This window comes from Kribbella sp. C-35 (assembly GCF_046549195.1).
Classification (GTDB): domain Bacteria; phylum Actinomycetota; class Actinomycetes; order Propionibacteriales; family Kribbellaceae; genus Kribbella.
This window is the reverse complement of the sequence record NZ_JAJPWG010000002.1, coordinates 730638-754961: the sequence shown is the minus strand read 5'-3', so window position 1 is coordinate 754961 and position 24324 is coordinate 730638. Positions and strand designations below refer to the sequence as shown.

Sequence of the window (24324 nt, the reverse complement as noted above, 5' to 3'; positions counted from 1 at the left end):
TGAGGTAGTGAAGTTCCGGCGGCCGAAACTACGTCGGCTGGCCGGACCGGCTGGTCGCGCGGGCTGGGGTCTGGCGGATCAGGGCCTGTCGAGCCTCAGCAACCTCGCCGTCGGAGTCGTCGTCGCGCGGTCCAGTACCGTCGCGGACTTCGGTGTCTACGCGCTCGCGTTCGGCGGCTACACGATCGCCCTGAACGTGTCGCGGGCGATCTCCACCGAGCCCCTCGCCGTACGCCACTCCGGTGCTCGCACCCCCGAATGGCAACGAGCAGTCCGCGCCAGTACGGCGACAGCTCTCTTCACCGGCGTTCTGGCGTCGTTGCTCGGTCTTGCTATTGCGGCTGTCCCGGCTGTGCCGTCTCGTGGCGTGCTGCTCGCCTTCGCATTGACCATGCCGGGGCTGCTCCTTCAGGACGCGTGGCGCTGGGCGTTCTTCGTCGTCGGTGAGGGGCAGAAGGCGTTCGTCAACGACCTGATCTGGTTGCTGGCGATGCTGGCGATCTTCGGCGGCCTCTATCTCACCGGTACGACGTCTGCCTTCACGCTCACGTTCGCATGGGGACTCGGCGCGGTGATCGCCGCGATCGCCGGCCGCTTCCAGGCCGGCGTCGCGCCGCGCCGGCAGCTGATCCGTGAATGGGTGCAGCGGAACTGGGACCTGAGCCCGAAGTACGTCGGGGAGATGCTCGCGGTCTCCGGCACCATCCAGCTCTACATGCTCGGCATCACCGCGGCCGCCGGCCTCGTCGCGACCGCGGGCATCCGGGGAGCGCAGGTACTGCTCGGCCCGGTGAACGTACTGAACCAGGGCATCCGGATGATCTCCGTCCCCGAGGCGGCCCGGGCGTTGCGGCACTCGTACCGGCGGCTGTGGCTCGTCGGCCTCGCCATCTCGCTAGGCGTCGGCGCGGGCGCACTGGCGTGGGGTGCGATCTTCCTCCTGCTACCCCCGGTCGTCGGCCGCGAACTGCTGGGCCCCGGCGTCTGGAACCAGGCCCACAGCGTCCTGGTCCCCGTCATCCTGCTCCAGGCCCTAGGCGCCTCCAACGCCGGCGCCTTCGCCATCCTCCGAGCCCTGACCGCAGCCACCCGAGGCCTCCGAGTCCGCCTGATCTCCTCAGTCGTCCTCATCATCAGCGGCGTCGGCGGAGCCTTCCTCTGGGGCCCCAAAGGCGCGGCCTGGGGCCTGGCCGGCGCCTCCTTCGCCACCTTGCTCCTCTGGTGGAACGAGGCCCACCGAGCCATAGCCGCCCACCGCCGGGTCAGCGCACCGTGACGGTGGAGTAGCCGCCTCGTACGGCGTGCCTCCCATCGGAAACCTCGATGCGGTAGGTCTGGGTGGTTCTGGACGGCGCTGTGGTGTCCGTGAGCGTGACGGTCGGGCGCGACCAGAACGCGGAGCTGACGGTCGTGGTCGCGACGACAGTGTTGGTCGTCCCGCGGAGGAGGCGATAGGTGAGACGGACGTCGTCGTTGTCCAGCGAGGCCTGGACTGTGGCCTTCACCTGACCGACCGCCGGACTGGAGAGCGTCGGCGACGCCGGGCCGAGCGGGGCAGCGCCGAGGCCGAGATTGGTGAACCGCGTCAGGCCTTGCTGCCCGGCGCCGTTCACCCTGGTGAAGTCGCCGCCGACCCACAGATCGCTGCCGCCACTGACCGCGACGAGCGGACCGACCGAGGTCGGCGGCCCGGCGTCCGTGTTCGGGAACCATGGCCCGAGGGACCCGTTGGCCGGGTTCTGCAGCAGCAGGAAGTGGTTGCCGCTGCCGTCCGGGAAGGCACCGGGACAACTGTGCGCGTGCGACCCCTTGAACAGCCACCCGTTCACCATGGCGACCGCCTCGGTCGCGCCCAGGCACGTGTTCTTCCAGACCAGGTTGCCGGTGGCAACATCCGCCGTCCAGGTCCCGTCGAAGCACCCCCAGCCGTCACCGGCGTTGGCGAAGTACACCCGGTTGCCGGACGTCTCGATGTCCTTCACCCGCGACGTGCAGCCACTCGACGGCAACGGTACGGCGGACGCCGCCGCGAAGGGCAGCGGTGCGCCGGTCGAATTGTTGACACTGGCAACCGCCCAGCGACTCGTCCCGCCGACCTTGGCGAACGTCCCGCCCAGATAGACCTTCGAGTTGTCGTCGGCCGCGTCGATCGCGTAGACGTCGTTGTCCGTGTTCGGATTCCACGGCAGCAGGGCGCCGGTGACCGTGCTGATCGCGGCCGCCCGATTCCGGGTCATGCCGTTCACGAGCCCGAAGGACCCGCCGAAGTACAGGCTGGTCCCGCCGATCGCGAGCGCCTTCACCCGGTACGAGACCCGCGGCGCGATCGTCGCGACCAGGGCGCCGGTCGCGGTGTCGAAGGCGGCGATCCGATTCCGGACCTGGCCGTCGACGCGGGTGAAGTCTCCGCCGACGTACACCCTGGACCCGTCGGCCGACGCGACGACCGCCCAGACGATCCCGTTCAGGACATGGTTCATCCCGGCGTCGAGTGCGCCGGTGCTCTGGCTGAACGCGGCCAGATAGGTCCGGCTCGTCAGGTGGGTCCCGGCCGCCGCGCCCGGCGGACGCACCTTCAGGAACCGGCCCCCGACGTACACCTTGCCCTTGGCAATGGCCAGGCCGAGCACGCTGGCGTCGGTCTGCCAGGCCGCCGCGGCGACGGCGGTCAGGCTTGCCCCGGTGCCGAGCGCGGGTCGTGCCGGCGCTACCCCCGCCCCCAGCACGAGCCCGCTGATGCCCAGCGCAACAAACAGTCTTCGCCCCATGATCGATCCCCCTGTCACCAAGCTACGACGGAGGGTGCCGATGCGGAAGGGAGGGTTACGGGATCTTCACCGTCGCGTTCGCGCCCTTCATGATGTTGCGGCCGTCGTGGACCTCCACGTGGTAGGTGTACGACGAGCCGCGGGCGAGGCCGCGATCGACGACCTGGTAGGTCTTGCGGGCCTGCCAGAAGTACGTCGTGTACTTGTTCGAGCCGACGTTCAGCGAGCCGCGGAACACGTTGTACGTGAGCGTCAGGTTGTCCAGGTCGTACGAGTCCGCGTAGCTCACGTACACCCGCCCGGACGTCGTCGCGGTCAGCGTCGGAGCCTTCGGTACGGCGGGGGCCGCGCCGCCCGGAGCGTTCGTGAACCGGGTGATTCCCACCTGGAGCGTGCCGTTCACGTGCAGGAAGTCACCGCCGACCCACAGGTCGGTGTCGGTGCCGGCCATCGCCAGCGGACCGACCTGAGTGGTGCTCTTCGGGTTCGCGTCGGTGTTCGGGAACCACGGCCCGAGGTTGCCGTTGATCGTGCTCTCGACCAGCAGGTAGTGCGTTCCGGTACCGTCCGGAAAGCCGTTCGGCGACGAGCTGCAGTTGTGCGCGTGCGAGCCCTTGTAGAGCCAGCTGCCGATCGCCTTGATCGCCTCGGTCGCGCCCAGGCACTTGTTCTGCCACAGCAGTTTGCCGGTCGACACCTGCGCGGCCAGTACGCCGTCGTAGCAGCCGCCGCCGTCGCCGCCGTTGGAGACGTACACGTTGTCGCCCAGGGTGTCGATGTCCTTCACCCGTGTCGTGCAGGTCGCGGTCGGCTTCGGGATCGCGGCCGCCGCCGGGAAGGCGAACGCCGCGCCGGTGGTGTTGTTCAGCATCGCCAGCGAGTAGTGGTCCTTGCCGTTGATCGTGCTGAACGGTCCGCCGACGAACACCCGGGTGCCGTTGTCGGCGACGTCGACGGCGTACACGTCGTTGTTCGCGTTCGGGTTCCACGGCAGCAGGTCGCCCTGGATCAGCCGGACCGCGCCCAGCCGGTTGCGGGTCGCGCCGTCGATCGCGCGGAACGCGCCGCCGATGAACACGCTGTTGCCGTAGATCGCCAGTGCCTTCACCCGGGCCGCCACGACCGGGTCCCAGGCCGCGACCAGCTTGCCGGTGGCGACCGAGAACATCGCGATCTTGCTGCGCCGGATGCCGTTGACCGTGGTGAAGTCACCGCCGATCACCACCCACTTGCCGTCGGCGCTGGTGGCGATGGCGTAGACCGGGCCGTTGAGGACCGGCGCGAAACCGGTCGGCTTGCCGGTGGTGCGGTCGAACGCGGCGACGTACGAGCGCTGGGCCTCCGGCGCCTGGCCGGACGCCTTGCCCGGCTGCCGGAGCCTGGTGAACAGGCCACCGGCGAACACGGTGTTCCCGGCGATCGCCAGCGCGTTCACGCTGTTGTTGGTCTGCCACGAGGTCTGCTTGATCGCCGACACCGCAGAAGCGAAGCCCGGCGTCGCCGCCTGCACCGGAGGTCCGGAAGGAATCAACGCGGCGGCGAGCACTGCCGCACCGGTGATCAGGGCGAGCACTAACTTCTTCATTTATGTCCTTCGACAGGCGGGGGCGTAACAGTGCGTGCCTCATCACGCACCAGCGGCGGACATTACCGCTGGAGGAGGCCTACCGGAAGCAGACCTCCGCCCCGCGTTATGAGTTTGTTCTAGAACTTGCAGAAAGATGCCGTTTCACTTTAAAAAACACAGCTCACCTTGCTGCATAGTGAGATTGGACCTGCACGGGGGTGAGTGCGTACGGGTAGACGGCCGCCTCGTCGATACCCATTCCGGTCTGGGTCGCTCCGCCGCCCGGCCACGAGTTCGTCAGGTCATAGCCGACCCGCCACCAGCCGTAGTACACCGACGCCGAGCCGACCAGAGCGCTCCCGCTGAGTACGCCGTCGACGTACAGCTTCATCATTCCGTTGTCGTAGCTGCCGACCACGTGGTGCCAGAGGCCGTCGTTCTTGCCGGACGGGCTGGTCAGCGTGCGCTGCGCGCCGTCGTTCACGCCGAAGACGATCGAGCCGTTGGTCCGCAGGTACAGCATCCGGTCGCCGCCACCGCCGCTGTTCCCGGTCTTCGAGTTGCCGAAGCCGATGATCCGGCCGCCGCGGCCGAACCCGCTCTGCTCGACCCAGGCCTCGACCGTGAACTGCTGTGGGAAGCTGTACGCCTTCTCGCCGACCATCCGCCCGCTGCTCGAGCTGGTCGTCATCGCGGTGTTGCCCGCGATCGCGCCGGCGCCGCCCAGCGTCACGCCGGTGAACGTGCCGTTGTTGCTCTGCCCCGACGCGTCGACCGAGGTCGTTGTACCGGCAGGCTCGCCGAGTCGCCAGTACGCCTGCGGCCCGTCCGCGCTGACGATCTGGTCGTACGCCGTCGACGCCGCCGAGGCGACCGTGATCTGGTCGGAGTAGTTGCCGCGGATCGTCGTACTGCCGTCGGTGACCTCGACGCGGTAGTTGGTGACCTCGCCCGGGGCCGAGGTGGTGTCGGTGTAGCTGAGCCACGGCCGGTCCCACGGCGTGGACTTGGCCGTCCAGGTCGCGATGGTGGTGTTGCTGAAGCCCTTGAGCAGCCGGTAGGTCAGCGTGCTGTCGTCGTTGTCGACGACGGTCGGGAAGTGGATCTGGACGACGCCGGGCTGGACGCTGTACGGGAGCAGCTTGGCCGGTTTGGCCGGAGCCGCGCCCGGGGTGGCGTTGGTGAAGCGGGTCAGGCCCTGCTGGCCGGCGCCGTTCACGTTGAGGAAGTCGCCGCCGACCCACAGGTCGTTGCCGCCGGTCGCGAACGCCAGCGGGCCGACGTTGGTCACGCTGTTCGGGTCGGCGTCGGTGTTCGGGAACCACGGCCCGAGCGTGCCGTCGGTCAGCTTCTCGCTCAGCAGGAAGCGGTACCCGAAGCCCTGCGGGAAGCCGCCGGCGCCCTGGTTGGCGCAGTCGTGCGCGTGCGAGCCCTTGTACAGCCAGCCGTTGACGACCTTGACCGCCTCGGTCGCGCCCAGGCACTGGTTCTTCCACTTCAGCGTGTTGGTCGCGATGTCGGCCGCCCAGGTGCCGTCGAAGCACCCGCCGCCGTCTCCGCCGTTGCCGAAGTACACGGTGTCGCCGCTGGCGTCGATGGTCTTCACCCGGGTCGTGCAGGACCCGTTCGGCGGCGGTACGGCGGATGCGCCCGGGAACGGCAGTACGGCGCCGCTGACCGGGTCGAGGCTCGTCACGGTGTTCTGGGTGGTGCCGTTGACCGTACTGAACTGGCCGCCGGCGTACACCTTGGACGCGTCATCGGCGGCATCCACGGCGTACACGTCGCCGTTCGTCGCGGGGGCCCAGGGCAACAAGGTGCCGGTGTCGGTGGTGACGGCGGCCAGCCGCAGACGGTCCACGCCGTTGACGAGGCCGAACGAGCCGCCGAAGTACACCGTCGTACCGGAGACCGCGATGGACTTGACGCGATACGAAACGGACGGTTTCCAGTTCGCGACCAGGGCGCCGGTGGCGGTGTCGAAGGCGGCGATCCGGTTCCGGGTCTGGCCGTCGACCGTGGTGAAGTCACCGCCGACGAAGATCCGGGAGCCGTCCGCGGAGGCGGCGACCGCGTACACCTGACCGTTCAGCACCGGGTTGAACGAGCTGACCAGTGCGCCGGTGCCCGCGTCGAAGGCCGCCAGGTACGCCTGGGCGACCTCGCCGGTCCCCGGCGTCGCGCCTGGCGGGCGGACGCTGGTGAAGCGTCCTCCCGCGTATGCCTTGCCGGCGGCGACCGCGAGACCCTGGACGCTGGCGTTGGTCTGCCAGGTCGAGCTGTTGGTGGCCGCGAGCGATGCTTCGACGCTCTGCGCCGGCGGCGCGAGCGTCACCACCAAGGCCCCGGCGAGCAGAGTGCCCACGATCCCCAGGCGCGTGAACAGCCGTGTCTTCGTCATGTAGCGATGTCCCCCCTTGGACAAATCCAAACTCCCCGGGAAGAGAGTAGGGCACAAGGCGAGATCGCGTGAGTCCCTCGTCCCCACCTGTGGATATCCTGGGTCGCTGACTTCGAGCAGAGTGAGGTACTTGATGGAACCGGGCACCGTGGTCTGGCGGGAGACCGCTCAGTCGCTGCTGCGGCAGAAGTGGCTGATCATGGGCTGCATCCTGCTCGGGCTGCTCGGCGCCTCCGTGTTCGCGCTCTCCCAGACCGAGCGCTGGACCGCCTCGAGCCAGCTGGTGATCGGGCCGGCGGTGCCGCCGGCGCTGGTCGGCAAGTTGTCCACCTCCGCGGACAAGAGCGGCCCGCTGGGCATGGACCTGCCGGCCGAGACCCAGGCCCGGGTGATGGCCAGCCCGACGCTGCTCAAGGCAGTCGTCAAGGCGCTCGGGATGCCGGACAACGACCAGACCATCCAGGACCTGGCCGCGGTGACGCGGGTGAAGGCTGTCACCGACAACGCCTACCTGGTCACCACCGACGGCCCGACCGCGCAGAAGGCGGTCGACCGGGCGAACGCGATCGCGGCCATCTACCTGGCGCAGCGCAATACCGAAGCCAAGTCCCTGCTGACCAACCTGGCCGAGCAAGCCCAGGCCCGGTCGAAGACCGCGACCACGCAGTCCCGCAGCCTGGTCAGCCAGATCGACGAGGCGGTCGGTCGCGGCGACAACCAGACTGCGGCCGCGCTGCGCGATCAGCGCGTCGGCCTGGCGACCGAGGCCCGGCAGGCCGCGGACGACGCGGCCGCGATGCTGAAGGCGCTGTCGACCGTCGGCGCCGGGAGCCAGCTGGTCACGCCGGCGACGACCGACACCGCCAGCTCGTCGCCGATGGTTGCCCGCGACATCCTCGTCGGCGGGATCCTCGGTCTGGTCCTCGGTTTCGGTCTCGCGCTGCTGCGGTCGCACCTGACGCCGTACATCCTGACCCGCGACCAGGCGGCACGGGCGTCGTCCGCGCCGGTCATCGCGGCGTCCGAGGGGCATCGGCGGCGGGTGTGGCAGCGGTCCGCTCCGGAACTCCCGCAGTACGAGATCACCGCGCTCGGTGCTGAGGCGAGCGGCGCGTTGGCGCGGCGTGAGCTGAACCCGCGCGCGTTCGCGGCCGGCGCCCCGGGCGCGCTCCTGGTCGTGTCGGCGTCCCCGACCCCGAACTCGGCTGGCATCGCGCTGGCGATGGCCGAGGCGAACGCCCGCGACGGCCGCGAGACGCTGCTGGTGCTGGCCGACATCGAAGGTACGCCGGTGCTCCCGCATCTCACCGGCCACGAAGGACTCACCGACCTGGTGAACGAGCCGGCCGCGACCCGCGCGATCCGGGCCCGGAAGCTGTTCCGGCCGGGCACCGTCGCGGACCTGTACGTGCTGCCGCCTGGGCTGAACCACGAGGAGACGGCCGAGGCGGTCGGCCCGTCGCTGGTCCCGGGGATCGTCGCGGACCTGCCACCCGGGTACTCCGTGGTGATCCACGGCCCGGCCTCCGTCGGGCGGCACGGCATCACGCCGCTCGCCGCGGCGGTCGACGCGTCGGTGCTGGTGGTGCAGGTCGGCCTCGACAAGGAGATGGACGTCGCGCGGCTCACGGGCGCCCTGCAGTTCGCCGGCGCTCCGGTGCTGGGCGTCGTACTGATCGGCACCTCCACACAGGACGAGACGCTCGGGATCCCGCTGAACTACAAGCCGCTGGACGCGGGCGCGCAGCCGATGCGCTGATGTCCGTGACGCGATTGGCCCCCGCAGTCCCGGGCACGGTCGAGGGCGAGGTCGAGCGGCCGGCCTGGTTCTGGCTGATGCTGTGGTGCCTGTTCGTGCTCGGCGTGCAGCCCTGGTCGGCGCGGGTGGCCGCGCCGCAGGGCACGACCGGGTCGACGAACAGCGTCGCGAAGGGACTGCTACTCGGAGCCGTCTTCCTGGTCGCGCTGGCGGCGACCAAACCCGGGTTCCGGACCCGGGTGAATCCGGCCAGCTGGCTGTACGTGATGTACGTGCTGTTCGCGTGCGCGACGGCGTTCCTGCTGGCGGAGCCGATGGGGCCGCTGACCCGGCTGGCCCGCTTCCTGATCGGCCTGGTGCTGCTCTTCCTGCTGTGGGGGCCGCTGGTGCAGGTGCCGGAGCGGCTGGTCCGCGCGCATCTGTGGGCCCACCTGTTGCTGGGGGCAACCGTCGTACTGAGTCTGGCCGTTGCCCCCTCGCAGGCGTGGCGGCCGCTGCGGTCCCTCGGCGCCGGGTACCGGCTGCAGGGCGTCATCATCCCGATGCTGCCGCCGCGCGTCGGCGAGGTCGGGGCGATCCTGCTCGGACTGGCGCTGATCGGCCTGGTCTGCCGGAAGCTGTCCACCCTGCCTGCGGTCACGCTGATCGGCCTCGGCGGCATCCTGATCGCCGCCAGCCGGACCCGTACGTCGGCCGCCGCGGTCGCGTTCGGTCTCGTGATCGGACTCGTCATCACCCGCAAGACCTGGCTCGGCCGGATCGCGTGCCTCGCCGTGCCAGGGCTGCTCGGTCTCGCGTTCCTGACGATCGGGTCGTTGCACACCTGGCTGCTGCGCGGACAGGGCACGCAGCAGATCACTTCGCTGAGTGGCCGTACGACGAGTTGGCAGGCGGTGCTGGACGAGAAGGTGTCGATCCAGACCGCGATCATCGGCCACGGACTCGGCAACAAGCGCGTGCTGCTCACCCGCGGTGAAGGCGACGTCGACGTGATGGCGATCGACAACAGCTGGCTCGGCCTCTACTGGGAGACCGGGCTGCTGGCCGTGGCGATCGTCGCGGTGGCGCTGATCGCGGCGTGGGTATCGGTCCTGCGCGCGCCGACGCCGTACATCCGGGCCTCTGGCGCCTTGCTGCTCGGGTACGTTACGGCCGCCTCGCTCAACGAGAGCGGCCTGTCCGACCTGTCCTCGATGACCGTGCACCTGCTGGTAGCCGCCGCGATCTGCGACGGCGACCGGCTGCGTCAGCGAAGACGAATGTCAGCTGCTCACTGAGTCCTGGTCGAAGCCGGACTGCTGCCACTCGGGCCAGGTCATCGTCTTCCCGCGGTAGGCGAAGCGATCGGCGCCTTGGTAGCTGTTCCGGCGGAACGTGATGGCGCCGGGCTGCGCGGGGGAGCGCTTGTTCTCCACCACGCCGAGGGATGAGTTGGCGTCGGTCATCACGACCAGGTTGCCCTCGACGAGGACGTTGCGCAGGACGTAAGTACCGCGCGGACCGTCGCCGCGTGTGCGGGACTGGATGGACAGCGCGTTGCGGTTGTCCTGGATCAGGTTGCCCCGGACCTGGACGTCGGACGACGTGTTGACGTTGATGCCGCCGCCGTCCCAGAGCGTGCCGCCGGAGCCGCGTCCGGTGCCGAACCCGTTGTGCTGTACGACGTTCTGGTCGATGACGCCGGCGTAGCTGATCTCGTACCGGATCCCGTCCGCGGCGTTGTCCCGGATCCGGTTCCCGGTGATCCGGCGGTCGTACTCCGCGATGTCGCTCCACATCCCGACGCCGCGGTTCGCGACGATGTCGTTGCCGCTGACCTCGCCGGACGACCTGGTGGACTTGATGCCGCCGGACTCCCAGTCCGCGATCCAGAACCCGTCGGTGTTGTTGCGGGTGACCAGGTTCGCGCTGATCCGGACACCGGCGGACTTGTACTGGCCAATGCCGAGCTGCCCGTTGTCGGCGACGGTGTTCCGGCTGAGCTCGGCGTTGTCGCCCTCGATCACCATGATGCCGACGGCGTGGTTCCACCGGACCTCGTTGCCGGTCACCTTCCAGCTTTTGCCGACCTGCACTGCGCCGGCCTGCGGGCGGCTCGCGAAGTGCTCGATCGTCAGGCCGGTCACGGTCACGTTGTCGGCCGACTTGTCGATCGCGGTCTGGGTGCGCGACATCTCTGTGACGTGACCGGTGGGGTCATCGCCGAGGTAGAGCGCGTTGGCCCGGTAGTCGGCGAAGAACGTGCCCGGCGTCACCTCACCCAGACTCATCACGCGGGTCCGGTGGTTGCCGTCGACAAACAGTTGCTCGCCGAGCTGGCACGGCTTGGTCTTGTTGTCCTCGCACTGGCCCTTGAGCGGGTACGCCGCCGGCAGCACACCCTGCACTGTCCAGGCGCTCCCGGTCCGCTTCCATCCGGTCAGCCGGACGGCACCGCTCAGTACGGCGCCAGGTCCGCCCGCGAGCGTGTCGCCCTCGCGGGGCTGGATCGCTCGCGGGATGCGGTGGATGCCCTTCGCGAAACAGAACGTGGTGCCCGCGGGCGCGGCGTCGATGATCGGCTGCGGGTCCGCGCCGACCGCGATGGCGGTTCCCTTGCAGGGTTTCGCCGTACTCGGGCCTGTCGGTCCGAGCACAGCAGCGGCCGCGGCCGGGGGAGCGGTGGGGACGGTCACCGTGACGGTTGGTGCGGGCTTCGACGGTTCGGGAGCGCCTCCCTCGTCCGTGCAGCCAGACAGCAGCAGTAGCCCGAGCACGGCACCATACGCCGCGACTCCACGACCCCTCATCAACATCCCTTTCCGACCACCCCGGCGTACAGGCTCCCCGGACCCTACTCGCCCAGGGGACCGCACCGCGACGCCCGCCTGAACTTCGGTCCGGATAGATTTCCGCCCATGGCCCGTCGAACCGGGTTCTCGCGATCGAGCCCTCACCGCGAGGAGTCTCGGACAACACCGGCTCCGGCTGCTTCGGGGATCGAGCCGATCGGCCCGGACCTCGCGCTCGCGGCCGGATTCCTGCTGGAGTCCGGCTCTGGCCGGCTGCAGTTGCACACCCCGGCACACGAACTACCAGCCGAGCAGGTGGCGGCGCTGGTCGTCGCGCCCAGCGCGTACGGCCAGACGATGGTTGCCTACCGGCAGCTCATACCCGGGCAGGAGCCGGCCGACCGGCACTGGGCCAAGGGCAGCAGCGGCGGACTCTGGGGGCCCGAGGGGGAGGCGGTCGCGGCGGAGCTCGACGATGTGGCCGCGAGCAACGATCCGCTCGACCGCCAACTGGTCGACTCGCACTTCGAGCCGCTGTCCGACGGCGCGTGGCGGTACAGCCGCGCCGACGCCGCGATGACGGCAGTGCTGCGGGACGGCGCGCTGACCTTCTACACCCCGGCCAGTGGATCCGGCATGGACGACATGGTTCGCGAGTCCGAGGTCGATCGAGTGGTGCAGCTGCCGGACTCCTCGGTCGAGGGCCTCCGGCTCAACGGTGAGTGGATGTCGTACACGCTGGTCGCGCCCAGCCTCTACCCCTTGGATGCGGAGATGACGCGTCCGGTGATCCCGGCGGAGCTCGGTCTGCCCGAGGTGCCGCGCGCCGTGGAGCCGAGCGGGTTCGTGGTCGGCGGCGAGAACGACACAGAGTCGATCCGCGGCCTGACCGAGCTCAACGGCCACTCCGTCGAGCAACTCGAGGCGTGGATGCGCCCGGCCGACTTCGGCGGATCCGTCGACTTCGGCAGTTCGCAGGACGGCTTTCTCGGCCGGGGCGACAAGCTGCTCCGGACGATGGCCCGGGACAACGATGTGGTCCGGAAGCTCGGCCTGACCCACGCCGAACTGGGAGAGACCGTCCAGACGGCGGACTGGACCGCGAGCCACTTCGGCATCTCGGACTACCTCGGAGCCGACGACCAGCGCTACTCGATCGAGGTGCAGCAGAGCAGAGGGTTCCAGCAGTCTCCGTTCCAGGACGGGACGATGGGGAGCGCCAACTTCCAGGTCACGAACCAGCGGACCGGATCCACGGTCGGACTCTCGGGCCTGGGCGGGGAGATGATCAGCCGGTACGGGTTCTACCAAGGGCCTGGTACGCCGTACCGGTCGGCACCCGAGGACATCATCCGGACCTTCGGAGATCTGGCCGAGAAGGCCGGCGGCGAGGACGAGATCAAGAGGGTCGTGGCCGAGGTCGACGCCTACTACTCCGCTGCTGATGCCATCGGCAGATCCGCCACAGGGTGGGAGGGCCGGCCGGCCGGATCGGGTACGGCCGCCGCCTCCCGCCCTGATGGCTGGTCTCCGGAGAGCGGCGCCAGGCGGGCGCCGGAGTCCTGGGAGCGCTGACCTCAGCTGAGGTAGGTGTCCCGGGCAAGGTCGTACGCGAGCGCCTTCGCGACCTGCATCGCGTCGTCCTCGTCCAGCCGGTGCTGTACGACGAGGTCGGCCAGGTAGCCGGCGTCGATCCGGCGAGCCAGGTCGTGCCGCGCCGGAATCGACAGGTACGCGCGGGTGTCGTCGACGAAGCCTGACATGTTGTAGAAACCGGCCGTCTCGGTCACGAGCTCACGGAACCGGCGCATGCCGTCGGGGCTGTCCAGGAACCACCACGGCGCACCGAGCCGCACCGCCGGGTAGACGCCCGCTAGCGGTGCCAGCTCCCTGCTGTACACGGTCTCGTCCACCGTGAAGAGCACAATCCGGAATCCGTCCGCGTGCCCGAACCGCTCGAGCACCGGCCGCAGTGATCGCGTGAACTCGGTCGTCACCGGGATGTCGTGCCCCTGGTCCGGCCCGTACGTCGCGAAGATCGCCGGGTCGTGGTCCCGCAGTACGCCGGGGTGCAGCTGCATCACCAGTCCGTCCTCGGCCGACATCACCGCCGACTGATACAGCATGTGCCCCGCGAACGCCGCCGCGTCCCCAGCCGTCACGTCGCCCTTCAACGCGCCGGCGTAGATCCGCCCGGCCTCCGCGTCGGTCAGCGGTACGGCGGCCGCGCTCAGATGACCGTGGTCGGTGGCGCGCGCACCTGCCGCGATGAACGCCTGCCGACGTTGCCGGATCGCCTGCAGGAACCCGTCGTACGTCGAGGTGTCGACGTCGGCCAGCGCGCCGAGCTGCGTGATCAGCGCGGGCCAGCCGTCCCGGTCGACGTGGGCGACCGCGTCCGGGCGGAAGGTCGGGACCACACGGCCTGGCAGGTCCGCGGCGAGCTTCGCGTGCTGGGCGAGGTCGTCGGTCGCGGCGTCGGTGGTCGAGATCAGCTCGATGTTGAAGCGGTCGAGCAGTGCTCGCGGCCGGAACTCGGGCTCCGCGATGCGCTGGGAGATCTGGTCGTAGAGCTCGTCGGCGGTCTCGGCGGACGGGTGCACGGTGAGGCCGAGGACCTCCGCGAACTCGTGCTCCAGCCAGTAGCGGCTCGGCGTGCCGAGGAACAGGTGCCAGTTGGCGCAGAACGCCCGCCAGATCTCCCGCGGCTCGGCGGTCTGCTTGCCGTCGCGGCGGGGGAGTCCGAGCTTGTCGGGGGAGACGTCCTGGGAGATCAGCATCCGGGTGACGTAGTGGTCCGGCACGACCAGCAGGTCGGCCGGGTTGCCGAACGGCGCGTCGGTGGCGAACAGCCCGATGTCGACGTGTCCGTGCAGGCACAGCAGCGGCAGATCCTTCGTCGAGGCGTGGATCCGGCGGGCGACGTCCCGCGCGGCGCCCGCCGGCAGGGCGCGGTCCGGATGCGGCTGCAGGGCCTTCGGCATGGGTCCTCCGTTGCTGGGCTGAAACGTGTTCTGCAAAGGATTGCAGTCGGGGCTTGTCGGCACAAGTGAGCGTCCGATGGATGGGTTCTTGACACAAGCTGCAACCGATTGCAGACTCACCGGCATGGCAGCGACGATCCGGGATGTGGCGCGGCTGGCCGGCGTATCGCCGTCGACGGTCTCGCGTGCGCTCTCGCTGCCCGGGATGGTCAACGCGACCACCAGGGCCCGCGTCGCCGCCGCGGTCGAGCAACTCGGGTATGAGCCGAACCGGGCGGCCCGCGGCCTGATCACCGGCCGGACCGGCACCATCGGCCTGGTCGTGCCGGACCTGGCCAACCCGTTCTTCGCCAGCCTCACCAAAGGCGTGCAGGCGCGCGCCCGCCACCATGACGTCGCCGTGTTCGTCGCGGACACCGACGAGGACCCGGCGGCCGAGGCCGGGCTGGTGCGGGCGCTGTCCAAGCAGGTCGACGGTGTCGTGCTGTGCTCGCCGCGAGCGAGTGACGAGGAACTGGCGGCGATCGCCCAGGACACCACCGTCGTACTCGTCAACCGCACCGCCGTCGGTCTGCCGGGCGTTGCCTACGACAACGAGGACGGGATGCGGCAGGCCGTCGCCCACCTCGTTGCCCTCGGCCACCGCCGGATCGCGTGGGTCGGCGGGCCGGCGACATCCTGGTCGACCCAGCACCGCGGATTCGGCCTCCGGAACGCGGTCGAGGCGCTGGGGGCCGAGCTCGCACCGGTCGGCAACTTCGCGCCGACGTACGAAGGCGGTATGGCGGCCGCGGACCAGGTGGTCGCGACCGGCGCCACCGCGGTCGTCGCCTACAACGACCTGGTCGCGATCGGGCTGCTGGCCCGCCTGCACAGCCGCGGCATCTCGGTCCCGGGTGACCTGAGCGTGGTTGGCGTCGACGACATCGCGATGTCCAGGATGGCGCGGCCCGCGCTGACCACCGTCCGGCTGCCGAAGCAGGAGGCCGGCCGGATCGCCGTCGAGCTGCTGCTCGCGATGCTCGACGACCCGGAGAACCCCGCCGAAGGTTCGAAGCACGGGGAGCTGCACGGGGAACTGATCGTCCGGGACTCGACCGGACCAGCACGGCAAAAGTGATCATCAGAGTGAAAGGTTTTGTCGCTTGAGCAGGTTGAGTCTCACCAACCTTCCCGTCACCCCCGCGGTCGACCCGAAGGCGTTGTCGGTCGGCGTCGTCCATCTCGGGATCGGCGCCTTCCACCGCGCCCATCAGGCCGTTGTCACCGAGCGGGCGGCGGTCGAAACCGGCGAGACCCGGTGGGGCATCGCCGGCGTGAGCCAGCGTTCCACCACGGTCCGGGACCAGCTGGCACCGCAGGACGGTCTGTACTCCGTCCTCGAGCGCGGTCTCGGTGAGCCGTCGGTCCAGGTGATCGGCAGCATTCGCGAGGTGCTGACCGCGCCCGAGGACCCCGAGGCGGTGGTCGCGCGGATCGCGGACCCGGCGGTGTCGGTGGTGACGCTGACCGTCACCGAGAAGGGGTACCGGGCCGCCGGCTCCGGGCTGAACCTGGACGACCCGGAGATCCAGGCCGACCTGACCGGCCGCCCGCCGCGCACGGTCGTCGGCCAGCTTGCGGCGGCGATCACCCGTCGCGACGAGCCGTTGACGATCGTCTCCTGTGACAACCTGGTTGCCAACGGCCCCTTCCTGCGGACGCTGGTGACGGAGTACTTCGATGCGCTCGGCAAGGTCCCCGCGACGTTCGAGGGGACGCGGTTCCCGGCCAGCATGGTGGACCGGATCGTGCCGGCGACGACCGACGCCGATCGCGATGAGGCCGCTCGGCTGCTCGGCGTACGGGACGAGGCCGTGGTGGTCGCGGAACCCTTCCTGCAATGGGTGATCGAGGACGACTTCGCGGGCGCACGTCCTGCCTGGGAGCGCGGTGGCGCCGTACTCACCGGTGATGTCGCGCCGTGGGAGCAGGCCAAGTTGCGGATGCTCAACGCCACGCACTCGATGCTCGCGTACCTCGGTGCGCTGCGCGGCTACGAGACGATCGCCGAGGCGGTGCGCGACGAGGAGCTGGGCGGGCTCGCGCGGCAGTTGATGACCGACGACGTCGTACCGACCCTCACGCCGCCCGACGGGCTGGACCTGGCGGCGTACGGCGCGACCGTGCTGGAACGGTTCGAGAACCCGGCCCTGAAGCACCGCACCCGGCAGGTCGCGATGGACGGCTCGGTCAAGCTCCCGGTCCGGATGCTCGGCACCGTCCGCGACCGCCTGACGGCCGGCGCCGAGCCGCGAATGATCTCGCTCGCCGTCGCCGCCTGGATGGTCTACGTCCAACGCACCGCAGACCTGGACGACCCCCAGGCCGACCGCCTGAAGTCCGCAGTGGCAGGCGCCACCGACCCCACCAAACTCGTAGACGCCTTGCTAGCCATCGAAACCATCTTCACCCAAGACCTACGAGACTCAGCCGTCCTCCGAGACCTCCTCGTGGACCACGTCAGTTGGTTGTCGGGAGGATTGTGAGGATGCCGGTGGCGTCCAGGACTGCTTTGCCGAGGGTGAAGGCGCTGGTGAGGTCCTGACCGGTGGTGCGCCATTCCTTGGCGGTGTACCACTGGCCGGTTTTCTGGAAGCGTTCGGCGGCGAGGCTGTCGAGGATGTAGGTGTTGTCGTTCAGGGTGACCTCGCCGGCCGGGATCACCGCGCCGGCGTTCTGCACCATGCCGGTTGCGGTGGTGCCGCCGCGCATCGTCACCTGGTTGCCGGAGACAACGATGTCGCGGAGCAGGTTGGTGCCCCACGGCCCGGAGCCGCGGGTGCGGGACTGGATCGCGATCCCGTTCACGTTGTTCGCCACCACGTTGTCGCGGACCTGGACGTTCGACGAGGTGTTGACGTTGATCCCGCCGCCGTCCCACAGCGACGTACCGGATCCGCGGCCGGTGCCGAAGCCGTTGCCGCTCACCACGTTGTCCTCGATGACGCCGTTGCGGCCGATCTCGTAACGGATCCCGTCCGCCGCGTTGTCGAGGATCTGGTTGCTGCTGAACGTGCGGCTGTCGTCGTACGCGTCGCTCCACAGCCCGATCCCGCGGTTGTACTGGATCAGGTTTCCGCTCACCCAGCCGCCGTTGGACCAGGTGGTCTTGATCCCGCCGGACTCCCAGTCCGCGATCCAGAAGCCGTCGGTGTTGTTGTAGCTGACCTCGTTGGAGGCAATGGTTGCCCTGAGCGTGCTGTACTGGCCGACGCCGAGCTGGCCGTTCGAGTGGATGTGGTTCTGCTCGAGTACGGCGCCGTCCGCGTTCACCAGCATCGCGCCGACCCCGTGGTTCCAGCGGATGTCGTTGGCGATGACCTTCCAGCCCAGGCCGAGCACCACCGCACCGCCCTGCGGCGGGGTGGCGAAGTGCTCGATCGTCAACCCGCGGACGGTCACACCGGTCGCGCTGGACTCGATCGCGGTCTGCGTCTTCGACATCTCGATCGAGTGCCCGGCCGGGTTGCTGCCCAGGTAGACGGCGTTCGCCGCGTAGTCGGCGTAGAAGGTGCCGGGGGCAACCTTGTCGCGCGTCGCCACCCGGGTCAGGTGCTTGCTGTCCAGGAACAGCTGCTCGCCCAGATGACAGATGTTCGCCGTGTTGTCCTCACACTGCCCGGTCTGCGCGTACGCCGGTGGCAGGACGCCCGTGGTCACCCAGTCGCCGTTGTTCGCCGTCCACTTGGCCAGCCTGATCGATCCCGTGAGTACGGCGCCGTTGTTGCCGGCGAGCACCTGGTCCGCCTTCGGGTGGATCGTCTCGGTGATCCGGTGCCAGCCGGCCGTGAAGCAGAACGTCGTACCGGTCGGGGCGTCGTCGACGATCTGGGCGGCGTTGTCGGTGGTCCTGATCGGTACCCCGCTGCACGCGGGCGCAAGCTTGGGACCGGTCCGGAACGTCCCGTCCGCCGGCGGAACGGCAGCCGGTGGTACGGCGGTAGGTGGTTCGGTTGCAGGCGGAGTGAGGGCACCCTGGGCAGGCAGGGGGCCGACGGCAACCAGACTGGTGCCGACTGCAACAACTGCAACAACTGCTGTCCTCATAGCGGAGCCTCCGGTGGCACAGGTAGCCCTGAGCGCACCCCCCATGGCGCGGCTTCGCTACGCAGGTTACCCCTACGTCACGTAGTCATGGCAATACGTAGCGCACAAACATGTTGCGAACGGCAAGCGGTCAGTTCGCGAGGAAGCTACCGATCGTGTCCAGGCCGGCGTCCTGCCAGCCGGCCGCGGTGAGCTTGGTGCCGAACCGGGCGAACCGCTGGGTGCCGAGGTCGTCGAGGACGTATTTGTTGCCGCTGAACACCACTTCGCCGGCCGGCACCGTGGCGCCGGAGTTCTGGACCATGCCGGTCGCCTGGGTCCCGCCGGTCATCTCGATCGTGTTCCCGCTGACCTGGATGTCGCGCAGGAGGTACGTGCCCCACGGGCCGCTGCCACGGGTCCGGGACTGGATCGTTACACCGTTGACGTTGCCCGAGACCCGGTTGCCCTTGATCGTGACCCCGGTCGAGGTGTTCACGTTGATCCCGCCGCCGTCCCACAGCGACGTACCGGATCCGCGGCCGGTGCCGAAGCCGTTGCCGGTCACCGTGTTGCCCTCGATGGTGCCGTTGCGGCTGATCTCGTACCGGATGCCGTCCGCCGCATTGCCGACAATCTGATTGTCGCTGATCACCCGGCCGTCGTCGGCGACGTCGGCCCACATCCCGATGCCCAGGTTGGACTTGATCACGTTGCCGCTGACGGTGCCGGAGGAGCGGGTGGACTTGATGCCGCCGGACTCCCAGTCGGCGATCCAGAAGCCGTCGGTGTTGTTGGAGCTGATCACGTTGCGGGTGACGGCGGCCGCGGCCGAGCTGTACTGCCCGAGGCCGAGCTGGCCGTTGTGGTGGATCAGATTCTTGTCGACCTTGGTGCTGTTCGCCTTCACGAGCATCACGCCGACCGCGTGGTTCCAGCGATGTCGTTGGCGGTCACCATCCAGCTAGGACCGGAAACGAGCGCCCCGGCCTGCGGTGCGCTGGCGAAGTGCTCGATGGTGAGGCCGCGGACGGCCACGCCGCTCGCGCCGGACTCGATCGCGGTGGCGGTCTTCGACATCTCGACCTCGTGACCGGTCGGGTTGCTGCCGAGGTAGATCGCGTTCGCCGCATAGTCGGCGTAGAACTTGCCGGCTTTGACCGCCGCGACGCTCGCGACCCGCGTCAGGTGCGTGTCGTCGAGGAACAACTGCTCCCGCAGGTAGCAGATGTTCGACTTGTTGTCCTCGCACTCACCGCTCTTGCCGTACGCCGACGGCAGCGCGCCCCGCACCACCCAGACGGACCCGGACTTGGCCCACCCGGTCAGCGGAACCGACCCGGTGAGTACGGCGCGCTGCGCGCTCGCCAGCACCTGGTTCGCCTTCGGGCGGATGGTGTCGCTGATCCGGTGCAGACCGGCGGCGAAGCAGAACGTCGTACCCGGCGGCTTGGAGTTCACGATCGACTGCGCGTTCTGGCCGGGCTTGATCACCGTGCCGACGCACGGTCCGGCGACGGCGGGACCGGCCTCGTCGGAGTCCACGTCGGGCGGCTTCGGGAGCTTGGGCTCGACCGTCTTCGTCGGTGTCGCTTTCGGCTTCTGGGTGGGGTGTGTGGTCGTCGTCGGCTTGTTGGTCGGTGCAGTCGTGGCGGTGGGCTTCGGCTGGGGTTTGCCGGGAGTCGCGGTCGTCTTGCCCGGGCGGTGCGAGGGCAGGACTCGGGACGCGACCTGCTCGGCGTCGCCGGACTTTGCCGCTGTCGTCGCCTTGTTCTCTCCTGCGATGACGGGCACCGCGACCGTGACGACGGCCGCTGCCGCAGCGATGAGCGCTGCGAACCACAACTTCCTCAATGCACTCTCCTGGGAGCGGGCGAGACCAGGCGTAGTTACTCCGGGACTTAAGGTAGTGCCATGCGGGTCGCCATGTTGCACAACCGTTACCGGACCGGTCAACCCAGCGGTGAGAACACGGTTGTCGCGCAAACGGTTGATTTGTTGCGTAACTCAGGACATGACATCGATCTGTACGCCCGGAACAGCGACGACATCGCCGAGATGGGCCGAAAAGATCGCGCACTGTTACCGTTTCGCTCCGTTTGGTCATTTTCGGCGGAACGCGATTTAACACAGCTATTGCAAGCGCAACGGCCCGATGTGGTGCATGTGCACAACACTTTCCCGCTGTTCAGCCCCTCGGTGCTGCGAGCGGCGTACCGGCTCGACCTTCCGGTCGTGGCGACGTTGCACAACTTCCGGCTGCTGTGCGCGAACGGTGTCCTGCAGCGCGACGGCCGACCGTGCGAGTCCTGTATCGGCAAGGTGCCGCTGGCGGCCGTGAAGCACAGTTGCTACCGCGACTCGCGGGTGCAGACGTTGCCACTGGCGACGAGCATCGGCGTGCACAACGCCTTGCACACGTGGCAGCGGTACGTCGGGACGTTCGTCGTACCGTCCGAGTTCGTGCGGGACCGGTACGCCGCGGCCGGGTTCGATCCGGAGCGGTTCGTGGTGAAGCCGCACGCCGTACCGCATTCGGGTGCGGTGCGCAGCGGTGCGGGAGATGCGGTGGTGTTCCTCGGGCGGTTGAGCGAGGACAAGGGGTTCGCGGATCTGCTGCAGGCGTGGGACTCGTCGCTCGGCCGGCTGGTCGTGGTGGGCGACGGTCCGCTGCGGGCGGCGGCCGAGGAGCGCGCCCGGAAAGACCTGTCGATTCAGGTACTTGGTCAACTGCCGTGGGCGGACGGCATGGAACAGCTGCGGTCCGCGCGCGCCGCCGTCGTACCGGCGCGTTCGTATGAGAGCTTCGGACTCGTGGTCGTGGAGGCTTTCGCGCACGGCGTGCCCGTGGTCGCGTCCCGGCTCGGGGCGCTCGCGGAGCTCGTCGACGACGGTGAATCCGGTGCGCTGACCGCGCCCGGTGACCCGGAAGGATTGCGGAAGGCGATCGGGTTGGTGGCTGATCCCGAGACTTCGATAGCCTTCGGCGAACGAGCCCGTCAGGTCTACCTGGACCGCTTCACACCGGAGCGTGACCTGGAGGCCACGGAAAGGATCTACACCGATGCGATCGCCTGGCACTCCGCCAATGGCCGGGCGCGCACGGGACGACGGGTATGAGGTCGCGGGCGACGCAGGGGGCAGCGTCGGGCCGGACGGAATTCAGGAGTTTGCGTTGGGGGAAGTAAGGGTGCCGCGGCTTGGCTGTGTGGCCGGGGTTTTCGACCTGTTCCACGTAGGGCATATCGACGTGCTCGAGCGGGCGCGGCGGCACTGCGACCGGCTCGTGGTCGCGGTGCTGTCCGACGACTGGGCGCTGGACGCGTGGGGCGGGCGGCCGTTCGTGCCGCTGCTCGAGCGGGCGCAGATCGTCGAGCACCTGCGGTGCGTCGACGAGGTGGTTGTCGTGGACGACGTACGGTCCGGGTGGCTGACCGCCGTACTGGGCGTGCAGACCGTGTTCGCTGCCGGCACCGACGGCGTCCTGGGGGTGGACGAGCTCGCCGGGATCCCGGCCGGGCTGATCACCGTCCTGCCCGCCGGCCGCGGTTCCCGCAGCCCGATCCTGCGCGCCGCGATCGACCAGCGGCAGTCCCGCAGTTCGAACGTCGCATGAGTGGGCTGCGGGAGACCGTCGCGCAGCTGTCCCAAGCGCAGAAGCCGTCGGCCGGTACGCCGGCGTACTCACGGTTCGTGAACCGGCGGATCGGGCGGGTGTTCGCGGCCGCGGCGTTCCTCGGGAAGCGGACGCCAAATCAGGTGAGCCTGGCGAGCGGGTTCAGCTCGCTGGTCGGGATCGTGCTGCTGGCCTGCGTGCGTCCGTCACTCAGCCTGGCGCTGGCGGTGACGTTGTTGCTCGTCCTCGGGTACGGGCTGGACTCCGCGGACGGGCAGCTGGCCCGGCTGCGCGGCGGCGGCTCGCCGCTGGGGGAGTGGCTCGACCACATGATCGACGCGGTCAAGATCGTGCTGCTGCACAGCGCCGTACTGATCTCGTTCTACCGTTTCGATGCCTTTGACAACGATCTCGTGCTGCTGATCCCGCTGGCGTACGTGTGCATCTCGTCGGTGCTGTTCTTCGGGCTGATCCTGATCGACCAGCTGCGGCGGCGGCACAGCGCGTCCTCGAAACCCAACGAGCGCGGCGATTCCGTGGTCAAGTCGTTGCTCATCGCACCGACCGACTACGGCGTACTGTGCCTGGTCTTCCTGGCCTTCGGTACGCCGTCGCTGTTCGTCGTGCTGTACGGCGCTCTGCTGGCATTGAACCTGCTCTTCCTCGCGGCCGCGGTCGGGAAGTGGTACCGGGAGATGGCCGCGCTGGGGGTGCGCGCCTGATGGCGATCGTCGGGTACGCGCCCGGGGTGTACGACATGTTCCACATCGGGCACCTGAACATCCTGCGCCGCGCCCGCGAGCACTGCGACCACCTGATCGCGGGCGTCGTCGAGGACGATGTCGTGACCCGGATCAAGGGCCGTCCGCCGGTGGTGCCGCACGAGGAACGGATGGATGTCATCCGAGCGCTCGACCTCGTCGACGAGGTGGTCAGCGACTGGTCCAGCGACAAGTTCGAGATGTGGCAGCAGCTGCGGTACGACGTTCTCTTCAAGGGCGATGACTGGAAGGGAACGGAAAAGGGGACCAGACTGGAAAGGCTGCTGGGTGAGGTGGGCGCACAGGTGCACTATTTCCCGTACACCGCCTCGACCTCGAGCACCGATCTGCGCAGGCTCCTGGAGGGGATGAGCTGATGTACGGCCGGCCGAAGGTACTGCTCAGCGCGTACGCCTGCCGGCCGACGGGCGGCTCCGAGCCGGGCGCCGGGTGGGCGTGGGCGAAGGCCGCGGCGCGGGACCACGACGTCTGGCTGTTGACCCGGGGCAAGTTCGTGCACGAGATCGAGGAGGAGCTCGCGGCGCGGCCGGTACCCGGTCTGACCGTCGTACCGCTCGAGATGCCTCGGTGGATTCTCCGGCTGCGGCGACGGCCCGCGGACGTGTACTGGTACTACCCGTTGTGGCAGGGGCTGGCTCGGCGTACGGCGCGGCGCCTGCACGCGGAGCATTCGTTCGACGTGATCCACCATCTGACCTTCGCGGTCGACTGGATGGGTGCCGGCGTGGTCGAACCGTCGTCGGCGAAGGTGATCTGGGGACCGGTCGGCGGATCGACGAGCGCGCCGCTGTCGATGGCGCATTGGCTCGGTGCCCGTGGTGTGGTGGGGGAGCTGGTACGTCGTGCGTACACCGGGCTCCGGCGCCGTGCGACCGGGCGGCGGATGGCGCAGATCGCCGACCTGATGGTTGCCCAGAACAACGATGTCGCGGAGGCGTTCGCGCCGTACGCTCGCGAGATCGTGGTCCAGCCCAACGTGGCGATCCGGCGCTTCACCGCGTCCGGACCTTACGAGCCGTTCGGGGCTCCCGGTGTGAAGACCGCGCTGTTCGTCGGGCGGCTGATCCCGTGGAAGGGCGTCCTGCTCGCGATCAGCGCGCTGGCGCGTCCCGAGGCAGCCAACTGGGAGCTCCGCATCATCGGCGACGGCCCCGACTGGGGACGCGCCGAAAGCCTGGCGTGGCAGCTGGGTGTCCGCGACCGCGTCGAGTTCATGGGCGCCCTGCCGCGCGAGGAGGTCCTGGCCGCCATGTTCCGCGCCGACGCCCTCCTCGCCCCCGCCTTCCGCGAAGCCGCCGGCTGGGCCGTCACCGAAGCCCTCGCCTCCGGCTGCCCCGTGGTCTGCGTCGACCGCGGCGGCCCCGCCGTCATCGTCGGCCCCGACGAAGGCATCACCGTCCCCTGGCGAGGCGACGTAGTAGGCGAACTAGCCCGCGGCCTAGCCTCCCTCCACGGCCGAATCACCCCAGTAGACCGCTGGGGCCCCGACCGCCTCCCCGACCTCCTAGCGGCTTGGTACACCCAAGCCCGCGTCTCCAGCTGACCAACCCGAGGGGATATCCCTCGGTCTTGGGGGTTCTCCGTTGGTACTAGCGGGGAGAACCCACA

At 69.3% G+C, this 24324-nt stretch carries 19 protein-coding genes; 11 read left to right on the top strand and 8 right to left on the bottom strand.

Translation table 11 applies throughout. From position 1 onward, the window contains the following. The first annotated feature begins 7 nt into the window (after nt 1–7). Nucleotides 8–1276 carry a hypothetical protein gene (locus ACLJOO_RS16130; RefSeq protein ID WP_410787969.1) on the top strand — a complete coding sequence of 423 codons (1269 nt, stop codon included), beginning with the start codon at nt 8–10 and terminating at the stop codon, nt 1274–1276. Here the strand turns inward: ACLJOO_RS16130 and ACLJOO_RS16125 are convergent. From ACLJOO_RS16125 to ACLJOO_RS16115, 3 genes are all read right to left on the bottom strand, one after another. Continuing rightward, entirely contained in the window at nt 1263–2768 is a 1506-nt protein-coding gene (locus ACLJOO_RS16125; RefSeq protein WP_410787968.1) for a fibronectin type III domain-containing protein, read from the bottom strand. The genes ACLJOO_RS16130 and ACLJOO_RS16125 overlap by 14 nt on opposite strands. Before the next feature lie 55 nt (nt 2769–2823). Beyond that, entirely contained in the window at nt 2824–4353 is a 1530-nt protein-coding gene (locus ACLJOO_RS16120; RefSeq protein WP_410787967.1) for a fibronectin type III domain-containing protein, read from the bottom strand. Nucleotides 4354–4516: 163 nt separating this feature from the next. Continuing rightward, nucleotides 4517–6736: a LamG-like jellyroll fold domain-containing protein gene (locus ACLJOO_RS16115; RefSeq protein ID WP_410787966.1), complete on the bottom strand. Its 2220-nt coding sequence runs from the start codon at nt 6734–6736 to the stop codon at nt 4517–4519. Between the two features lie 133 nt (nt 6737–6869). Here ACLJOO_RS16115 and ACLJOO_RS16110 point away from each other — a divergent pair, with 133 nt between their 5' ends. Both ACLJOO_RS16110 and ACLJOO_RS16105 read left to right on the top strand, forming a co-directional pair. After that, a complete protein-coding gene (locus ACLJOO_RS16110) occupies nt 6870–8495 on the top strand; it encodes a Wzz/FepE/Etk N-terminal domain-containing protein (protein ID WP_410787965.1) in 1626 nt (541 codons plus the stop codon). Nucleotides 8496–8500: 5 nt separating this feature from the next. Next, nucleotides 8501–9772 (top strand): hypothetical protein, encoded by a 1272-nt coding sequence (locus tag ACLJOO_RS16105; RefSeq protein ID WP_410787964.1) that lies wholly within the window; start codon nt 8501–8503, stop codon nt 9770–9772. Here the strand turns inward: ACLJOO_RS16105 and ACLJOO_RS16100 are convergent. Continuing rightward, nucleotides 9758–11284, bottom strand: coding sequence for a right-handed parallel beta-helix repeat-containing protein (locus tag ACLJOO_RS16100; protein WP_410787963.1), 1527 nt, complete (start codon nt 11282–11284; stop codon nt 9758–9760). The two genes, ACLJOO_RS16105 and ACLJOO_RS16100, sit on opposite strands and share 15 nt — an antisense overlap. A gap of 108 nt (nt 11285–11392) precedes the next feature. Between ACLJOO_RS16100 and ACLJOO_RS16095 the strand changes: the two genes are divergently transcribed. After that, nucleotides 11393–12841 carry a hypothetical protein gene (locus ACLJOO_RS16095; RefSeq protein ID WP_410787962.1) on the top strand — a complete coding sequence of 483 codons (1449 nt, stop codon included), beginning with the start codon at nt 11393–11395 and terminating at the stop codon, nt 12839–12841. Between the two features lie 2 nt (nt 12842–12843). On the opposite strand, the gene uxaC is transcribed toward ACLJOO_RS16095, so the two are convergent. Further along, nucleotides 12844–14250: a glucuronate isomerase gene (gene uxaC, locus ACLJOO_RS16090; RefSeq protein WP_410787961.1), complete on the bottom strand. Its 1407-nt coding sequence runs from the start codon at nt 14248–14250 to the stop codon at nt 12844–12846. Between the two features lie 124 nt (nt 14251–14374). On the opposite strand from uxaC, the gene ACLJOO_RS16085 reads away from it, so the two are divergent. Further along, on the top strand, nt 14375–15370 hold the full coding sequence (locus tag ACLJOO_RS16085; protein WP_410787960.1) for a LacI family DNA-binding transcriptional regulator: 996 nt from the start codon (nt 14375–14377) through the stop codon (nt 15368–15370). Between the two features lie 25 nt (nt 15371–15395). Next, nucleotides 15396–16778, top strand: a complete 1383-nt coding sequence (locus ACLJOO_RS16080; RefSeq protein ID WP_410787959.1) for a mannitol dehydrogenase family protein — start codon at nt 15396–15398, stop codon at nt 16776–16778. Here the strand turns inward: ACLJOO_RS16080 and ACLJOO_RS16075 are convergent. The 3 genes from ACLJOO_RS16075 to ACLJOO_RS16065 all read right to left on the bottom strand — a co-directional run bounded on the left by ACLJOO_RS16075 (nt 16753) and on the right by ACLJOO_RS16065 (nt 20172). Beyond that, nucleotides 16753–18339 carry a right-handed parallel beta-helix repeat-containing protein gene (locus ACLJOO_RS16075; RefSeq protein ID WP_410787958.1) on the bottom strand — a complete coding sequence of 529 codons (1587 nt, stop codon included), beginning with the start codon at nt 18337–18339 and terminating at the stop codon, nt 16753–16755. The genes ACLJOO_RS16080 and ACLJOO_RS16075 overlap by 26 nt on opposite strands. 130 nt (nt 18340–18469) lie before the next feature. Then, entirely contained in the window at nt 18470–19234 is a 765-nt protein-coding gene (locus ACLJOO_RS16070) for a right-handed parallel beta-helix repeat-containing protein (protein WP_410788678.1), read from the bottom strand. Beyond that, a complete protein-coding gene (locus ACLJOO_RS16065; protein ID WP_410787957.1) occupies nt 19234–20172 on the bottom strand; it encodes a hypothetical protein in 939 nt (312 codons plus the stop codon). The genes ACLJOO_RS16070 and ACLJOO_RS16065 overlap by 1 nt, the downstream gene beginning before the upstream one ends. 60 nt (nt 20173–20232) lie before the next feature. Here ACLJOO_RS16065 and ACLJOO_RS16060 point away from each other — a divergent pair, with 60 nt between their 5' ends. The 5 genes from ACLJOO_RS16060 to ACLJOO_RS16040 are packed head-to-tail and all read left to right on the top strand — an operon-like array spanning nt 20233 to nt 24259. Beyond that, nucleotides 20233–21438 carry a glycosyltransferase family 4 protein gene (locus ACLJOO_RS16060; RefSeq protein WP_410787956.1) on the top strand — a complete coding sequence of 402 codons (1206 nt, stop codon included), beginning with the start codon at nt 20233–20235 and terminating at the stop codon, nt 21436–21438. Between the two features lie 55 nt (nt 21439–21493). Next, nucleotides 21494–21934 (top strand): adenylyltransferase/cytidyltransferase family protein, encoded by a 441-nt coding sequence (locus ACLJOO_RS16055; protein ID WP_410787955.1) that lies wholly within the window; start codon nt 21494–21496, stop codon nt 21932–21934. Beyond that, nucleotides 21931–22656, top strand: a complete 726-nt coding sequence (locus ACLJOO_RS16050; RefSeq protein WP_410787954.1) for a CDP-alcohol phosphatidyltransferase family protein — start codon at nt 21931–21933, stop codon at nt 22654–22656. The genes ACLJOO_RS16055 and ACLJOO_RS16050 overlap by 4 nt, the downstream gene beginning before the upstream one ends. After that, nucleotides 22656–23072, top strand: coding sequence for an adenylyltransferase/cytidyltransferase family protein (locus tag ACLJOO_RS16045; protein ID WP_410787953.1), 417 nt, complete (start codon nt 22656–22658; stop codon nt 23070–23072). The genes ACLJOO_RS16050 and ACLJOO_RS16045 overlap by 1 nt, the downstream gene beginning before the upstream one ends. Then, nucleotides 23072–24259, top strand: a complete 1188-nt coding sequence (locus ACLJOO_RS16040) for a glycosyltransferase family 4 protein (protein ID WP_410787952.1) — start codon at nt 23072–23074, stop codon at nt 24257–24259. Before ACLJOO_RS16045 ends, ACLJOO_RS16040 begins: the two co-directional genes overlap by 1 nt. Nucleotides 24260–24324: the final 65 nt, after the last annotated feature.

Coding starts and splice junctions, on each gene's coding strand:
- uxaC (WP_410787961.1), bottom strand. CDS start 14,250: ATGCCGAAGGCCCTGCAGCCGCATCCGGACCGCGCCCTGCCGGCGGGC.
- ACLJOO_RS16115 (WP_410787966.1), bottom strand. CDS start 6,736: ATGACGAAGACACGGCTGTTCACGCGCCTGGGGATCGTGGGCACTCTG.
- ACLJOO_RS16070 (WP_410788678.1), bottom strand. CDS start 19,234: ATGCTCGTGAAGGCGAACAGCACCAAGGTCGACAAGAATCTGATCCAC.
- ACLJOO_RS16095 (WP_410787962.1), top strand. CDS start 11,393: ATGGCCCGTCGAACCGGGTTCTCGCGATCGAGCCCTCACCGCGAGGAG.
- ACLJOO_RS16040 (WP_410787952.1), top strand. CDS start 23,072: ATGTACGGCCGGCCGAAGGTACTGCTCAGCGCGTACGCCTGCCGGCCG.
- ACLJOO_RS16100 (WP_410787963.1), bottom strand. CDS start 11,284: ATGAGGGGTCGTGGAGTCGCGGCGTATGGTGCCGTGCTCGGGCTACTG.
- ACLJOO_RS16110 (WP_410787965.1), top strand. CDS start 6,870: ATGGAACCGGGCACCGTGGTCTGGCGGGAGACCGCTCAGTCGCTGCTG.
- ACLJOO_RS16050 (WP_410787954.1), top strand. CDS start 21,931: ATGAGTGGGCTGCGGGAGACCGTCGCGCAGCTGTCCCAAGCGCAGAAG.
- ACLJOO_RS16060 (WP_410787956.1), top strand. CDS start 20,233: ATGCGGGTCGCCATGTTGCACAACCGTTACCGGACCGGTCAACCCAGC.
- ACLJOO_RS16120 (WP_410787967.1), bottom strand. CDS start 4,353: ATGAAGAAGTTAGTGCTCGCCCTGATCACCGGTGCGGCAGTGCTCGCC.
- ACLJOO_RS16085 (WP_410787960.1), top strand. CDS start 14,375: ATGGCAGCGACGATCCGGGATGTGGCGCGGCTGGCCGGCGTATCGCCG.
- ACLJOO_RS16045 (WP_410787953.1), top strand. CDS start 22,656: ATGGCGATCGTCGGGTACGCGCCCGGGGTGTACGACATGTTCCACATC.
- ACLJOO_RS16125 (WP_410787968.1), bottom strand. CDS start 2,768: ATGGGGCGAAGACTGTTTGTTGCGCTGGGCATCAGCGGGCTCGTGCTG.
- ACLJOO_RS16075 (WP_410787958.1), bottom strand. CDS start 18,339: ATGAGGACAGCAGTTGTTGCAGTTGTTGCAGTCGGCACCAGTCTGGTT.